14 protein-coding genes are annotated in these 14,949 nt (G+C 69.7%); 10 read left to right on the forward strand and 4 right to left on the reverse strand.

Annotation, left to right across the window (positions count from 1 at the left end; all coding sequences use genetic code 11):
* Nucleotides 1-4 precede the first annotated feature (4 nt).
* Nucleotides 5-1,165: an FMN-dependent L-lactate dehydrogenase LldD gene (gene lldD / locus AC06FD_RS05300; protein ID WP_478077171.1), complete on the forward strand. Its 1,161-nt coding sequence runs from the start codon at nucleotides 5-7 to the stop codon at nucleotides 1,163-1,165.
* Nucleotides 1,162-2,871 carry a D-lactate dehydrogenase gene (dld, locus tag AC06FD_RS05305; RefSeq protein ID WP_478077172.1) on the forward strand — a complete coding sequence of 570 codons (1,710 nt, stop codon included), beginning with the start codon at nucleotides 1,162-1,164 and terminating at the stop codon, nucleotides 2,869-2,871. The genes lldD and dld overlap by 4 nt, the downstream gene beginning before the upstream one ends.
* A gap of 66 nt (nucleotides 2,872-2,937) precedes the next feature.
* Here the strand turns inward: dld and AC06FD_RS05310 are convergent, their stop codons facing one another.
* Nucleotides 2,938-3,243 (reverse strand): I78 family peptidase inhibitor, encoded by a 306-nt coding sequence (locus AC06FD_RS05310; RefSeq protein WP_478077173.1) that lies wholly within the window; start codon nucleotides 3,241-3,243, stop codon nucleotides 2,938-2,940.
* A 109-nt stretch (nucleotides 3,244-3,352) separates the two neighbouring features.
* Here AC06FD_RS05310 and AC06FD_RS05315 point away from each other — a divergent pair, with 109 nt between their 5' ends.
* Nucleotides 3,353-3,847: a DUF1543 domain-containing protein gene (locus AC06FD_RS05315; protein WP_259202895.1), complete on the forward strand. Its 495-nt coding sequence runs from the start codon at nucleotides 3,353-3,355 to the stop codon at nucleotides 3,845-3,847.
* Nucleotides 3,848-3,854: 7 nt separating this feature from the next.
* Here AC06FD_RS05315 and AC06FD_RS05320 read toward each other — a convergent pair whose 3' ends face one another.
* A complete protein-coding gene (locus AC06FD_RS05320; RefSeq protein WP_478077174.1) occupies nucleotides 3,855-4,625 on the reverse strand; it encodes a M949_RS01915 family surface polysaccharide biosynthesis protein in 771 nt (256 codons plus the stop codon).
* A gap of 123 nt (nucleotides 4,626-4,748) precedes the next feature.
* Between AC06FD_RS05320 and AC06FD_RS05325 the strand changes: the two genes are divergently transcribed.
* The 7 genes from AC06FD_RS05325 to AC06FD_RS05355 all read left to right on the forward strand — a co-directional run bounded on the left by AC06FD_RS05325 (nucleotide 4,749) and on the right by AC06FD_RS05355 (nucleotide 12,583).
* Entirely contained in the window at nucleotides 4,749-5,372 is a 624-nt protein-coding gene (locus AC06FD_RS05325; protein WP_394162246.1) for a decarboxylase, read from the forward strand.
* A 19-nt stretch (nucleotides 5,373-5,391) separates the two neighbouring features.
* Nucleotides 5,392-6,183 (forward strand): CDP-diacylglycerol diphosphatase, encoded by a 792-nt coding sequence (locus AC06FD_RS05330; protein WP_478077371.1) that lies wholly within the window; start codon nucleotides 5,392-5,394, stop codon nucleotides 6,181-6,183.
* A gap of 67 nt (nucleotides 6,184-6,250) precedes the next feature.
* Nucleotides 6,251-7,153 carry a hypothetical protein gene (locus AC06FD_RS05335; protein WP_478077175.1) on the forward strand — a complete coding sequence of 301 codons (903 nt, stop codon included), beginning with the start codon at nucleotides 6,251-6,253 and terminating at the stop codon, nucleotides 7,151-7,153.
* Nucleotides 7,154-7,304: 151 nt separating this feature from the next.
* Nucleotides 7,305-8,069: a SapC family protein gene (locus AC06FD_RS05340; RefSeq protein WP_259202891.1), complete on the forward strand. Its 765-nt coding sequence runs from the start codon at nucleotides 7,305-7,307 to the stop codon at nucleotides 8,067-8,069.
* Between the two features lie 392 nt (nucleotides 8,070-8,461).
* The gene (locus tag AC06FD_RS05345) at nucleotides 8,462-11,191 is read left to right on the forward strand and encodes a TonB-dependent receptor (RefSeq protein WP_478077176.1); all 2,730 of its coding nucleotides are present in this window, start codon (nucleotides 8,462-8,464) and stop codon (nucleotides 11,189-11,191) included.
* 283 nt (nucleotides 11,192-11,474) lie between these two features.
* Nucleotides 11,475-11,930: an N-acetyltransferase family protein gene (locus tag AC06FD_RS05350; protein ID WP_478077177.1), complete on the forward strand. Its 456-nt coding sequence runs from the start codon at nucleotides 11,475-11,477 to the stop codon at nucleotides 11,928-11,930.
* Between the two features lie 233 nt (nucleotides 11,931-12,163).
* Entirely contained in the window at nucleotides 12,164-12,583 is a 420-nt protein-coding gene (locus AC06FD_RS05355) for a hypothetical protein (protein ID WP_478077178.1), read from the forward strand.
* 12 nt (nucleotides 12,584-12,595) lie between these two features.
* Here the strand turns inward: AC06FD_RS05355 and AC06FD_RS05360 are convergent, their stop codons facing one another.
* Nucleotides 12,596-13,966, reverse strand: coding sequence for a serine hydrolase domain-containing protein (locus AC06FD_RS05360; RefSeq protein ID WP_478077179.1), 1,371 nt, complete (start codon nucleotides 13,964-13,966; stop codon nucleotides 12,596-12,598).
* Between the two features lie 173 nt (nucleotides 13,967-14,139).
* A complete protein-coding gene (locus AC06FD_RS05365; protein ID WP_478077180.1) occupies nucleotides 14,140-14,856 on the reverse strand; it encodes a DUF2968 domain-containing protein in 717 nt (238 codons plus the stop codon).
* Nucleotides 14,857-14,949: the final 93 nt, after the last annotated feature.

A 14,949-nucleotide genomic window follows, 5' to 3' on the forward strand; every position in this document is an offset into this window, starting at 1 on the left:
CGCCATGATCATCTCCGCCTCCACCGACTTCCGTGCCGCCGCCCAGCGCCGGCTGCCTCCGTTCCTGTTCCATTACATCGACGGTGGCGCGTACGCCGAACACACGCTGCGCCGCAACGTGGCCGACCTGGCCGATATCGCGCTGCGCCAGCGGGTGCTGCGCGACATGGGCGCGCTGAGCCTGGAGACCGAGCTGTTCGGTGAGCGGCTGGCGATGCCGGTGGCACTGGGACCGGTCGGGTTGACCGGCATGTATGCGCGTCGCGGTGAGGTGCAGGCGGCGCGTGCGGCGGCCAGCCGCGGCATCCCGTTCACCCTGTCCACCGTGTCGGTCTGCCCGATCGAGGAAGTGGCCCCGGCGATCGAGCGGCCGATGTGGTTCCAGCTGTACGTGCTCAAGGACCGCGGTTTCATGCGCAACGCGCTGGAGCGGGCCAGGGCGGCCGGGGTGACCACGCTGGTGTTCACCGTGGACATGCCCACGCCGGGCGCGCGCTACCGCGACGCACACTCGGGCATGAGTGGTCCCAATGCCGCGGCGCGGCGCATGCTGCAGGCGCTCACCCATCCGCGCTGGTCCTGGGACGTGGGCCTGCGCGGCCGCCCGCATGACCTGGGCAACATCTCCACCTACCGCGGCAGCCCGACCGGGTTGGCCGACTACATCGGCTGGCTGGGCGACAACTTCGACCCCTCCATTTCGTGGCGGGACCTGGAATGGATCCGCGCGTTCTGGACCGGGCCGATGGTGATCAAGGGCATCCTGGACCCCGAGGATGCGCGCGATGCGGTGCGCTTCGGTGCTGACGGCATCGTGGTGTCCAACCACGGCGGGCGCCAGCTCGATGGCGTGCTGTCCAGTGCGCGGGCACTGCCGGCGATCGCCGATGCGGTCAAGGGCGAGCTGAAGATCCTGGCCGATTCAGGCATCCGCAACGGGCTGGACGTAGTGCGCATGCTCGCGCTGGGCGCCGACAGCGTGCTGCTGGGCCGCGCGTTCGTCTACGCGTTGGCGGCACGGGGCGAGGAGGGCGTGGCCCATCTGCTGGACCTGTTCGCCAGGGAGATGCGCGTGGCGATGACGCTGACCGGCGCCCGCACCATCGCCGAGATCAGTCGCGATTCCCTGGTGGACGCCAGCCGCCGCGCCGCAGGTGCGCCATGAGCGGTGCGGGCGACAGCACGGCGGGATTGCTGGCGCGATTGCGCGACATCGTCGGCGCCGCGCACGTGTTGAGCGGCGACAGGCCGACCCGGCGGTTCCGCACGGGCTACCGTTTCGGCGACGGCCCGGTGCTGGCGGTGGTGCGCCCCGGCACGCTGGTGGAGCAGTGGCGCGTATTGCAGGCGATCGTGGCGGCCCAGGCAATCGTGATCATGCAGGCCGCCAATACCGGGCTGACCGGCGGCTCCACGCCGGACGGCAGCGACTACGATCGCCCGGTGGTGATCATCAACACGCTGCGCCTGACCGGCATCCAGCTGCTCAACGCGGGCCATCAGGTGGTATGCCTGCCCGGCGCCACCCTGGACCGGCTGGAGCAGGTGCTGGCACCGCTGGACCGCGAGCCGCATTCGGTGATCGGGTCGTCCTGCATCGGCGCCTCGGTCCTGGGCGGGGTCTGCAACAACTCCGGTGGTGCGCTGGTGCGGCGCGGGCCGGCCTACACCGAGATGGCGTTGTTCGCCCAGGTGGATGCGCAGGGGCGGATGCAGCTGGTCAACCACCTGGGCATCGCCCTGGGTGATGACCCGGAGCAGATCCTGGACCGGCTGCAGCGCGGCGACTACCGCGAGGCCGATGTCGACAATGCCACGGGACGCGCCGCCGCCGATCCGCGGTACGCCGCGCAGGTGCGCCAGGTCGACGCGCCGACGCCGGCCCGTTACAACGCCGATCCCTCGCGCCATTACGAAGCGGCCGGTTCGGCTGGCAAGCTGGCGGTGTTCGCGGTGCGCCTGGATACCTTCGCGCGCGAGCCGTCGGAGGTGTTCTACATCGGCAGCAACGCGATGGAGGATTTGACCGGGATCCGCCGGCACCTGCTGACCGCCTTCGAGCGCCTGCCGATTTCCGGCGAATACCTGCATCGGGAGGCCTTCGACATCGGTGCGCGCTATGGCAAGGACACCTTCCTGCTGATCGATCGGCTGGGCACGGCGCGGGTGCCGGCGGCATTCGCGCTGAAGAGCCGGATCGACGGGGCGTTCGAGTCGATCGGTCTGCGCGGGGTCACCGACCGGGTGATCCAGGCGCTGGTACGGCGGCTGCCGGACCACCTGCCGCCACGCATGACGCAGTTCCGTGACCGTTACGAGCACCACCTGCTGCTGAAGGTCTCCGCGCTGGATGCGGCGGCCACCGAGGCGTTCCTGCGCAGCTGCCTGGAGCAGCGCGAGGGTGACTTCTTCCGCTGTACGCCCGAGGAAGGACGCAAGGCCTTCCTGCATCGTTTCGCGGTCGCCGGCGCGGCGGTGCGTTATCGCGCGGTGCATCGCGATACGGTGCAGGACATCGTGGCGCTGGACGTGGCGCTGCGCCGCGACGACCGGCAGTGGGTGGAGCAGCTGCCGGCCGAACTGGATGCGCGGCTGGCCGGCAAGCTGTACTACGGGCATTTCTTCTGCCACGTGTTCCACCAGGACTACATCGTACGCAAGGGCGAAGATCCGCTGGCGATCGAACACGCGATGTGGGCGTTGCTGGACCAGCGCGGCGCGGAATACCCGGCCGAGCACAATGTCGGCCACCTGTATCCGGCCAAGCCGGCGCTGGCGGCGTTCTACCGCGGGTTGGACCCCACCAACGTGTTCAATCCCGGCATCGGCCAGACCCCGAAGACGCACGGCTGGGGCGGCTGCAAGCCGTAGCGCCGCCCCCTTGGGGGCCGCGCGGGATCGCCGACGCCGGATGGCGCAGCCACGCGTGGCGTGGCGCTACTCGCAGCGTACGGCGGTGATCACGTTGTCCTTGTCGATGAACACGCGCAGGCGATCCTGGCGGAGGTCGCGGGTGGTGATGGTGCCGGGACCGATCGGATTGACCAGGCCGGCGCCGCTCTGTGCGGAGAGCTTGCGCATGGTGGCTTCGCTGGCCGGCTGGCCGACGGCCCAGTCCAGGCCGCCGCCCTTGCACAGCCCGGGTCCCTTGACCTCCGGTCCGGGGGTGCTGACGCAGGCGCCCAGCGCCAGGCTGGACATGGCGGCGAGGGTGGGGGCCACGAGGCGGGAAAGGGCTGGCATGTGGTCGCTCCTGCGGGGTCTGCTGCCGAAGATACCACCGCCGGCCCCTGCGCCGCGTGGGCGCGGGGCTACACTACGGCCCGTTGGAAACACTCCGGGAGACAGCGCAGTGCTGCACGTGTTCATGCTGGGCGGGCGCCACCCGCAGGCGCGGATCGAAATCCATGACGTGGCCTTCGCCAACGTCGAGCGGATCGAGGACGCCTACCCGCAGCTGCGCCGCGACTGGTTCGGCCAGGCCAAGGGTCTGCACGTGGATGGCTGGCTGGCGGTGGACGGGATCGACGGCTACCAGGTGCGCTTCGGCGATGCCGCGCCGGCGGCAGGCGCGCCGCGGCTGTACTTCGTCAACCTGGGCGGCTACGTGCCGCACTCGCTCGGCGAAGCGCACGACTACCTGCTGCTGGTCGCCGACGACGACGGGGAGGCCCGGCGCAAGGCCCGGCAGCGCCGCGATGCAAGCTGGATCAAGCCGCATACCGACGCCTTGCTGGACGTGGACGACTGCATCGCCATCGACCAGGTCGGCGGCCGCTACGTACAGTTGCTGCCCGGCCCGCACCTGGGCATCGCATTGGCCAGCGACTACATCGTGATCGGCTGACGGGCGCTTACGGGGCGTCGCCGTTGCCATCGTTGTCGCCGTCTGGCACCGGCAGCACCCGCACCGCGTCCCACACGGCGTCCAGGTGCTGGCGGAACGCGATCGGCGCAGCGGCCAGCGCGGGGTCGTCCTGGCGCTCGCCGCCGAACGGTTCCTCCCCGGGGAGGCTGACCAGCGACTCGCCTTCGATGCCGTAGCTGCGCGCGCCGTCGATCAGGGTGATGTGGATCGCCTGCGGGTCCACGCCGCCGCCGCAGAAGGTGTGGCTGGCCAGGGTGATTTCCGCCTGCCCATCGCCGTCCAGATCGGTGGCGCCCACCTGGTCCAGCAGCCAGCCGGCGTCCAGGTCCAGCCCCGGGCAGGGCACGCGGATCTCGCGCTGCCAGCGCTGGCGGTAGCCCGGCGCGTCGGTGCGCTCGAGCAGGGTGGCGCTCAGCACGGCGACGGCGAGGGTGTCGCCGGGGGTGTCCGGGTCGGCTTCTTCGCGGTCGGCGCGTTCCACTACCAGCAGGCCCTCGCCATGCCGATCGCGGAAGCGCACCGGCATGCGCTTCCCGCCCAGGCCAAGCGCCTGCGCCTGGGCGGCGGACAACCCAGGCAAGGTCTGGAAGGCCGCACTGGCGGGCGCAGTCGCGGGCACGGTCGCGGCCCCGGCGGGCACTGTCGCCGGCGCCGGCGGCGGCAGCGGTGCCGCACCACAACCGGCAAGCAGCATCGCCGCGGTGAGTGACAGACAGGCGGGATGCAGTCGCATCCGGAGCGGGTGGGGAAGGGGCATGGGCAATCCGTTGCGTGGCAGCGCCGATGATCGCGCGAACGGTGCCCGGCACGCCAGCATTGCTCCCTCCGAGCCGCTGGCGCATAGTGTCGCGGCAATGTGAAGACGCGATGGATGATGATGATGTTCGAGGGGATGTTCGCAGGCCGCCTGGCCCTGCTGTTGGCTGCTGCCTTGGTGGGCACCTCCGCCGCGTCGGCGGCCGAGCCGCTGGTGGGCGGCTGGCGCAACCTGCATTCGGCCAGTGGGGCCGAGCCGATGCTGCGCGACGTGCCGTTCGCGGTGCTGCCACGCGCGGCGACCGAGGGCGATCGCTTCGCCATCCTGGACCGCGAGTCCAAACGCGTGGTGTGCTGCCTGGTGGTGGACAGCCCGCGGCTGGACGCGATCGCGCTTGAAACCCGCTACCGGCTGCCTGGCGTCTGGATCGCCGACCTGACCGGGGACGAGGCCTACAACCGTCGCCGTGGCGAACCGCACGTCTACGCGATGAAGCGCGTCGACGACCTGGTCGACTATGCCTACAGCGATGCACCCGAGGCCTACAGCGATCTGGGCGGGCTGCTGTTGCCGGCCGATGCCGGCATGGACGCGTCCGGCACGCTCACCCTGGGCGCGGACCGCTACCGCCTGCAGTTCACGTCGCTGCCGTTCGCCGACGAGAACGGTGCGCTCGACCGCTATACCCTGCAGCCCGCCGGCAGCGCCCCGGCGCTGGTGGTGGAAGTGCCGTTCAGTACCTACTGAGCGGGCGAGGGGGTCGATGGTGAGGGTACGTTCGGTGTGGTTGATCGCGTGTGCGTGGCTGGTGGGCTGTGCCACGCCCGCGCCGGTGGCGCCGGCCAAGCCGCCACCGAACCCGGATGCGCTGTGGGGGTTGATCCAGCGCGACTGCATCGGGCCGGGCACGCCCCGGGGCGATTGCCTGGCGGTGGAGACAGCGCCGGCGCGCCGCGACGTGGTGTTCAAGGACGCGCACGGGGACTACCAGTTCCTGCTGATGCCGCTGGACAAGGTGAGCGGCATCGAGAGCCCCGCGCTGCTGCGCGCCGGCGCGCCCAATTACTTCGCCAGTGCGTGGGACGCACGCTGGCGTACCGCGCTGGCGTTGGGACGGCCGTTGCCGCGCGAGGTGGCCAGCCTGGCGTTGAACTCGCCACATGGGCGCTCGCAGCACCAGTTGCACATCCACATCGACTGCCTGCGCGCGGACGTGCTGGCGCAGCTGGCGCGGATGGGGGAGGGCATCGATACGCGCTGGAAGCCACTGCCGGAGCCGCTGCGCGGCCATGTTTACCAGGCGCGCCGCGTGCAGGGGGCGACGCTGCAGGTGGACCCGATCCAGCTGCTGGCCGGTGAACTGGCCGGCGCGCAGGACATGGGCCATTGGTCGCTGGTGGTCAGCGGCGCACACGACCGTGACGGCCAGCCCGGCTTCCTGCTGCTGGCCACGCGCATGGACGAGGCCGCCGGCAACGATGCCAGCGGCGAAGAACTGCAGGATCACGCATGCGCCGCGGTGACCGGTGCGGACGGGCCGCTGGACGGCGTGCGCTGAGCCACCGCATCGCTGGGCTATCATGCCGCCTCTCGACACGCGCCCTGCGGCGCGCAGGATGCGATCCATGGCAAGGAAGCGTGACCCGTTGTTCTCCCGTCTGACCCTGCTCGCGCTGCTTGCGCTGGCCACTGACGCGGCCCTCGCCGCCCGCCCCGCCGATGGGTTTGCCGACCGCGCCGGCAACCGGCTGGAGGCGCTGATCGAGCAACCGGCGACGACCGCGCCGGACGCCGATGATCGCGATGCCTCGCCGCGTTACTGCAGTGCCGACCACCAGTGGTGCGTGCGTACCCGCGCCGATGCCGGGGACGGCACCGCCCAGTTGGAGGTGGAGCATCATGTGGCCGGCGACGCCGAGCCGCGCATGCGCTTTGTGCCGCTGACCGGCCTCACCGAGTCCGGAAGCGTGCGGCCATGGCCGTTCATCGTGCGCATGGCGCCGGGCATCGGTGCGCCGCAGGTGCCGGCCGATCCGGCCCAGGCACAGCTGCAGAACGTGCTGGTCGGCGTGCTCGACGAAGCCACCACCGGCTACTCCGGCGGCGGTGCCAGTGCCTCAACGGTGCGGCTGGCCCGGATCTACCACCAGGACGACGGCGTCCAGGTGGACGCGGACGTGCTGGTCCTGCCCGCTGACGGCAACGCGTCGATCCGGGCCTGTTTCAGCGCAGCCGACACCACGCAGCGGGCGGGTGCCTGCCATGACGAGTACACCTTCTCGGCGGACGTGACGCTGGACCCGGCCGGGCAGGGCATGCCGGTGCTGCGCTACCGCACCACCGCCACCCGCTACCCGGCGGGCGTCTCGCGGCGCGAGGATTCGCTGGCCAAGCCGCCGCTGCGGCGCAAGGACCTGCGTACCGAGACCGTGGCGGCCTGCTCGTTCCTGCGCGTCCTGCACTTCGATGGCGCCCGTTACCAACCCGATTCGCCGTTGCCGGACTGTGCCGATTACACCGGTCTCTAGAGGGCGACGCCGCGGCGCCAATTCAGGCCGGATGCAGGGGCCCTGTTGTCCAGGGCCGCACATTCGTCATGGAGCCACGCTATAGTTGCCGATCAATGCGGTGCCCGCTTTCGCGCCCGGGCTGTCTGGCGCGCCGTACCTGACTTATTCCATGACTGCTGAAACGACTACTCCGCCGGCTCCGGCCCAGGCTTCCAGCCCGCTGTTCTACCGCGAGCCGCTGCCGCTGCAATCGGACAAGCACGCCAACTGGCGCCTGGTGCAGGGCACCGTGTCCTTCGCCGCCGAAACCAACGCCATCCCGGCAGTGGTGGGTGAATTCGGCCTGGCCGCGCAGCACTTCCCGATCCTGTTCACCGGCAACGATGCCGCCCCGATCGTGGCCGTGGGCCTGGCCCGCAACAACCTGTTCATCGACGGCGACAAGTGGGCCCAGGACACCTACGCACCCGCGTACGTGCGCCGTTACCCGTTCGTGTTCATGCAGGGCGAGCCGGACAGCGATTACATGCTGGCGATCGACGCCGGTGCCGAACACGTCAATCAGGGCACCAGCGAAGAAGGCGAGCCGCTGTTCGTGGACGGCAAGCCGACCGAACTGCTCGACAACGCCATGCGGTTCTGCGGCGACTTCACCCGCGAGCATGAGCTGACCCGTCAGTTCAGCGCGGCGATCAAGGCCCAGGACCTGCTGATCGATCGCAGCATCGATGTGACGCTGAACAACGGCGAGCAGATGTCGGTCAACGGCTTCCAGGTGGTGGACGTGGAAAAGCTGGCCAAGCTGCCCGACGACGTCGTCCTGGCCTGGCACCGCAACGGCTACCTGGCGCTGGTGCACCACCACCTGAGCTCGCTGGCGCGCTTCAACGCGCTGGTGCAGCGGCAGAGCCTGCAGGCCGCTGCCAAGGCCTGACCGGCCTGGCAAGGCGTTGCAGTGAAACGGCGGCCGCAGGGCCGCCGTTTCTGTTTTGCATCCCGGCGCGGCCCCGGCGCTGCCGCGGCGCCCGCACTGCGGCTGGTCGGGACCCTGCAGCATCTGCAGCAGCAGCGCGCCGTAGGCGGCGCGGTCGTCGGGAAGAGACACGGGATGGTTCCGCAACGACGTGGCGCCACGTCGACGCAGCAGCCGGCAAGGCATCGCACGCGCGGGCCACGCGCGGCGGGCCTTAGGCGGAAAGCCGATATGCATATCGCGGGCGATCATTTCCGGGGCGGGTGCCCATTCAGCAGACTGGCGCGCCCTCCGGCCCCCCTGCGGCAATGGCTTGCCCGCACCGGAGCGACTCTCCCCATCCTGGAACCTGCATGTCTTTGCTTCGTCGCCCGTTGCGCCTGCGTCCCCTGGTCGTGTCCCTGCTGCCGCTGCTTGGCATCAGCCCGCTGGCGCTCGCCGCCGAGGGCGCCGCCCCCACCGAACTGGAGGCGGTCAAAATCACCGGCTCGCGCATTCCGCGTGCCAGCGTGGAAGGTCCCTCCCCGGTCACCGTGATCACCCGGCAGCAGATCGAGGCGCAGGGCTACCGCAGCGCGTTCGAAGCGCTCAGCGCACTGACCGAGAACACGGGCAGCGTGCAGGGCGAGGACTTCGGCAATACCTTTACTCCGGCCGCCAACACCATCAACCTGCGCGGCCTCGGCCCCAACCGCACCCTGGTGCTGGTCAACGGGCGTCGCCAGTCGGACTACCCGCTGGCCTACGAAGGCTCGGTCAACGTGGTCAACCTGGCCAATATCCCCAGCGCGCTGATCGACCGCATCGAGGTGCTCACCGGTGGCGCGTCGGCGGTGTACGGCTCGGACGCGATCGCCGGCGTGGTCAACATCATCCTGAAGAAGACCTACGAAGGGGTGGGCATCAACCTCAAGGCCGGCACCACCGGGCAGGGCGGCGGCGACAACCAGCGACTGCAGGTGGTCGGCGGCAGTTCGAGCGACCAGTGGGACGCGATCTTCGGCCTGGAGATCGCCAATCGCAAGGCGATCTACGGCTCGCAGCGCGACTTCATGGATTCGCTGACCGACGACCCGCGCGGCGTGGCTCCGTTGCCGACCGCCGTGGCCTATCGGCGCAACGCCAGCACCAGCACCTACATCGACCCGGGCCTGGCCGGCTGCGATGCCAGCGCCGGCCTGTACGGTGGCAGCGTGTTCCGGGCGCAGAACCCGCGGCAAGGCGCGTACTGCGGCAGCAACGAGGCCGCGGCCACCTTCTGGACCGTGCAGACCGAGAAGCGCAACATCGATGCCTACAGCGCGTTGACCTGGCGCCTCAACGACCGCCAGGAGCTGTTTGCCGACGTAGCCATCGGCACTGCGCGCATCTACAACAACACCCGTGCACCCAGCTGGACGTCGTCGCGCAACTATTTCTACAACCAGGCCAGCGGCCAGCTGGAAAGCTGGTATCGCCGTTTCGCGCCGGAGGAGATCGGTGGCGTACAGCGCAACGCCAATCGGTTCCTGGAGACCTCGTGGTCGTTCAACGTCGGCGCGCGCGGCAGCCTGGGCAGCTCGGACTGGGACTATGAAGCGGCCTACAGCCGTTCGCGTTACGAAAACCGCACGCGCCGCCCGGTGCTGCTGGCCGGCATCAACGACTACCTGCTCGGGCCGAAGCTGGGCACCCGCAACGGCGTGGATGTGTATGCCCCGGACCCGGCGCGGCTGTACCAGCCGTTGACCCCGAACGAGTACGCCGACCTCTCGTCCACCCAGGAAAGCCGCAACGCGGCGTGGCTGCAGGCGGCCACCTTCAGCGTCAACGGGCAGCTGTTCGATCTGCCCGGTGGACGTGCCGCGCTGGCGGCGGTGCTGGAAGCGGGCAGCCAGGGCTACAACAACCGGCCGGACCCGCGCCTGGCTACCGGCGAATTCTGGAACACCAGCGCTGGCATCCCGGCCGGCGGCGAGCGTGACCGCTATGCGGCCGGCGTGGAACTGCAGCTGCCGCTGCTGGAACGCCTGACCGCCACGGTGGCCGGTCGTTACGACCAGTACCGCGCGGCCGGCGACCACATCGGCAAGGCCACCTGGAGCGCCGGGCTGGAGTTCCGCCCGATCGACACGCTGCTGCTGCGCGCGAGCGCGGCCACCAGCTTCCGCGCGCCGGACATGAACTACGTGTTTGCCAGCGAAACCCGCGGCTACAACCCGGGCATGACCGACTACTGGCGCTGCCGCAGTGCCGGCCAGGCGTACGACGACTGCGACTACAGCGGCCTGTCCATCGACTACACCAGCGGCGCCAATCCGCAGCTGCAGCCGGAGACGGCCACGTCCTATGGCGCAGGGTTTGTGTGGTCGCCATCGCCGAATGTCGACTTCACCGCCGACTACTACGACATCCGCATCGACCAGGAAGTGACCAACCTGGATTCCTCGCGGATCCTGCGCGACGAAGCCGATTGCCGCCTCGGCCAGACCGTGGGCGGGGACGCGCGCGACATCAACTCGGCGCAGTGCCAGGACGCGCTGTCGCGGGTGATCCGCAACCCGGCCGACGCCGCGGTGCAACCCAACCAGGTGGTGCGCGTGTTGATCAACCCGATCAACGCCGCCTCCGAGTCGGTGCGCGGCATCGACCTGAAGGCGAACACGCGCTGGGATGCCGGCCGTTACGGCCAGTTCTCCGCGCGGCTGGCCTATTCGCTGGTGATCGACCACGAGTACCGCCAGTTCGCCGAGGACGAGGCGATCGACCAGCGCAACTCGCTGGATTCCTACCAGTGGCGCAGCAAGGTCAACGGCAGCGTGACCTGGGCGATCAACGACTGGACCGCCACCCTGTACGGCATCCGTTACGGCTCGCTGCCCAAGACCGATGGCAGTGGTCGCATCGCCCCTTACATGACCTACAACGCCAGCGTGTACCGCAGGCTCACGGACAACGCGAACGTGGGCCTGATCGTCAACAACCTGCGCGACAGTCGGCCCCCGGCGGACAGGAACGGTGGGGGCTGGCCGTTCTATCCGGTCGGCAACTACGACCCGTATGGTCGTCAGCTGTGGCTGGAGTTCGATTACCGCTTCCTGTAATCGACGCGCCGCTGTGATCGCAGCAGAGACCCGGCATCGCCGGGCCTCTGTGTGCGCAGGTTGGGTCCAGGTGCGACATCCACCGCCACCCGGTGACGGCAGCAGCGACATCGACAGGGCAATCAGCACGCCGGTGTCGCGGAGTGTGTCCAGCCACGCGGCATCCACGTGCAGCGTCGGGGTGCTCCATGCCGTCGTGCAGCCGATGACGCAAACGGCGCGGCGTGGACGGCGCCATCTGCGCTATTGTCCGCGTTCGAATCAACGATCCGGACGCCGCTGCATGCCCATTACCTACCGCACCGCCATCGCCGACGATGCCGCCGATTGCATCGACCTGCGCGGTCGTACCCGCGAGAACGCATTCTCGGCGGCGCAACTGGCGGCGCTGGGCATCACCGTGGAGAGCTGGGCGGAGGGCATCGCGCAGGGTGGGTTTCCCGGCCACGTGGCCGAGGTCGACGGGCGCATGGTCGGCTACTGCTTCGGTGATCGCGACAGTGGCGAGATCATCGTGCTGGCGTTGCTGCCGGACTGGGAGGGCAAGGGCATCGGCAAGGCGCTGCTGGCGCGGATGGTCGAGGATTTCCGCGGCTGGGGATTCGCACGTCTGTTCCTGGGGTGCGCGGCCGATCCCGCGGTGCGCTCGCACGGGTTCTATCGCCACCTGGGATGGCGGCCGACCGGGGAAATCGATGACCTGGGCGATGAGATCCTGGAGTTGCGCCTGGCAGTGTGATCGTTTCGATGTTTGAGGTCGGATAGTCCGCACGGCGCGGTAGGTGCAAGGCCCGCCGCCGCGGAAACGCCACGTGCGTCGCGGTAGCGGCAGTGCGTACGCGGGATGCTGGCGGCAGGTCAGGGAGACTGCCGATGCCATCGCGATCTACAGCACGACCCGTTGTCTGCTTCTTGCTTTGGACGCTTGCGCTGATGCCCGCAGGCTCAGCAGCGCCGGCGCCCACGCCCGAAGTGCAGCAGATCCATAAATGCCGGGTGGATGGTGTGGCCACCTTCCAGCGCCATGCCTGCGCCGACGGCCAGGCCGAGCAGGCCTGGGAGGTGGACGTGGTGCCGGCCGAGCGCCGGCACGCGGCACGGATCGAGGCGATTCGCCGCGAGTTGCTGGCGCGCAAGCGGGCGCTGGAGGCCGAGCGCGCGCCACCGCATCAGCATCAGCATCGCCGGCCACGCCCGGCACGCCGTGACGGCAGTGCGCCCAGGCGGCGCGCACGGGCAACGCCCGGCGCGGTCATTTCGCTGCATCAGCAGCCGCGCGCGTGCGCAACGGCCCGAGGCCAACGTGAGCGGGCGTACGCCCGGGCAGGGATGACGCGCCGCTTCGCGCTGAGCCGGCAGATGGACGACCGCGTGTACGCCGCGTGCCGGTGACGGGCCACGGGTTCAGGGCGTACGGGGCAGCGGCCGGGTCATCAGGTAGCGCGCCAGGGCATCGAAGGCGGGCAGGGTGGTGGGGTCGTTGGCCGCGTTGCCCGCGGTGGGATGGGAGCCAAAGCGGGCGATGACCACCTTGGCGGTCGGATCGATGTACAACGCCTGGCCGTGCACCCCCCGTGCCATGTAGGCACCGTGGTCGTTATGGCTGACCCACCACATGCCGCGATAGCTCCAGCCCGGCAGCAGCGGATAGCCAGCCTTGGCGAAGGCCCGTTTGTCGCCGCCGGCACGGATGCGTGCGATGGCGGCGGCGGGCACGATCTGCTGGCCATTGGCGCGGCCGTCCTGCAGCAGCACCTGGCCGAGCCGCGCCAGGTCGCGCAGGCCGGCATTGAAGCCGCCGCCGGCGAACGGCGTACCGGTGGAGTCGACGGTGTAGTAGGCGTCCTGCTCGGCACCGAGGCGCTTCCAGATGCGCTCGGACAGCAGGGTGGAGACCGGCGTGCCGGTGCGGCGGGCGATGATCCAGCCGAGGGCGTCGGTGTTGATCGTCTTGTAGCCGAATGCCTGGCCGTGGCGGCCCTGCTTCTGCACGGTGGTGAGGTAATCGTAGTAGCTGCGCGGCCCGGTGTAGCCGGGTGCGGGTGGCAACGTGCTGCCGGCGGCCGAGAACTGCCAGACCTCGGCGTTGGGGTCGGCGTAGTCTTCGCTGTAGCGCAGCGCGGTGGTCATCTCCAGCACCTGCCTGACCGTGGCGTCGGCGAAGGCGCTGTGGGCCAGTTCGGGGATGATCGCGCCGACCGTTTCGTTCTCGTCGATCACCCCCTCGGCGACCAGCATCTCGCCGAGCAGGCCGGTGATCGACTTGGTGACCGACATCGCGCCGTGCTGGCCATCGGCCTGCAGGCAGCCGGCATAGCGTTCGTAGACCACCGCGCCGTCGTGCAGCACGACGATGCCGTCGGTGTAGTTGGCCTGCAGCGACTGCGCCCAGGTCATCGTGGCGTGCGTGTTCAATGGCGTGAACAGCAGCGCATCGATGGCGGGATCCGACTGTTGCGGCAGCGGTGAGGCCGCGCCGCTGCCTCGGCTGACACCGACCGTCGGCATCAACTGGCGGAAATGGCAGGCGGTCCAGCGCAACTTCGGGAAGCTGAAGTAGTCGTCGTCGGTGTAGCGGATGCGCTTGGCCTCCGGCGGCGGGAAGCCCTGCATCCAGCCCAGCGCCTGCGGGTCGGAGGCGGCGGCGTCCAGGGGCGGGGTAGTCCTTGGCGCGGCATGCGCCACCGGGAACAAGGCGAGCGCGGCCAGCAGTGCCGCCGCGCGGGCCAGGGGCAGGTGCGAACGGGTCCGGCGGGCCGGTGCGGTGGTCGCCATGGCCATCTCCTCATGCGAGCGCAAGGATTCCTGCGGTTACCCGAGAGGGTACTGCACCACGCATGCCAGCGGGCAGCGCGGCCAGGGCGACGCGGAAGCGGCTGGGGCGCGGGAAAACGCGGCGGGGGCGCGCGCGTGCGGCAGGCTCCCTGCGCTGCAGGGAGCCGCCTGGCTTACGGGTTGCCGGTGGTGCCGGCCGGTGCCGGGGCCGCAACCGGTGCGCTGCCTTCCGGCGGCGGCAACGACAGCTCCGGGTTGCCCTGCTGGGCCTGCAGGGCCTGGATGCGCTGGTTGAGCGCGTCGAGCTGGCTGTGGGTGCTGCGCAGGTCGGTGCTCAGCGAGACGGCCTGCTGCTTGGCCTGCTGGATCGAGCTGCTGACCTGCAGCGACTGCTGGCGCTGCAGCTCGGCTTCCTGCTGCAGGCTGCGCAGGCGTTGTTCGTTGAAGGCGACCAGGTTCTCGGTGTAGCGCTTGCCGGCTTCCAGGCGGGTGGTGTCGATGTACACCTGGGCCAGTTCCTCGGTCTGCTGCACGAAGGTGCGGTAGACCTTTTCGGCGTTGTCGACCGAGTCGGTCTTGATCACGCGCCAGAAGTCCTTCTCATGGAACAGCGCCGCGTAGTACTGCAGCGTGGCGGTGTTGAACAGCAGGCTGGCGCCGTAGCTGCCGTTGTAAGTGGTGCGCAGTTCGGTGAGCTGCTGCGAATCCATCAGCTGGCGCAGTTCGTCCACGCTGTTGCGGACCACCGGTGCGCTGCGCGCGGGTTCCGCAGGCTCCCCCTTGGGCGCGCGCGCGGCGAGCGCCTGCGGCGCGATGCCTGCTGCCACCACCATCAGGCTGGTGGCCAGGAACGTCCGGCCACGGGATACCACTGCTTTTCTCTCTCGCATCATCAGGCCGTCCACGAATGGCTCAATCGGTGAAAGTTCGTCTGTGAAATTCCAGTCCCCGCGGCAGTCTAGCATGCAGTCCACGCGCTGCCG

This window comes from Stenotrophomonas sp. Steno-Z1 (genome assembly GCF_056393175.1).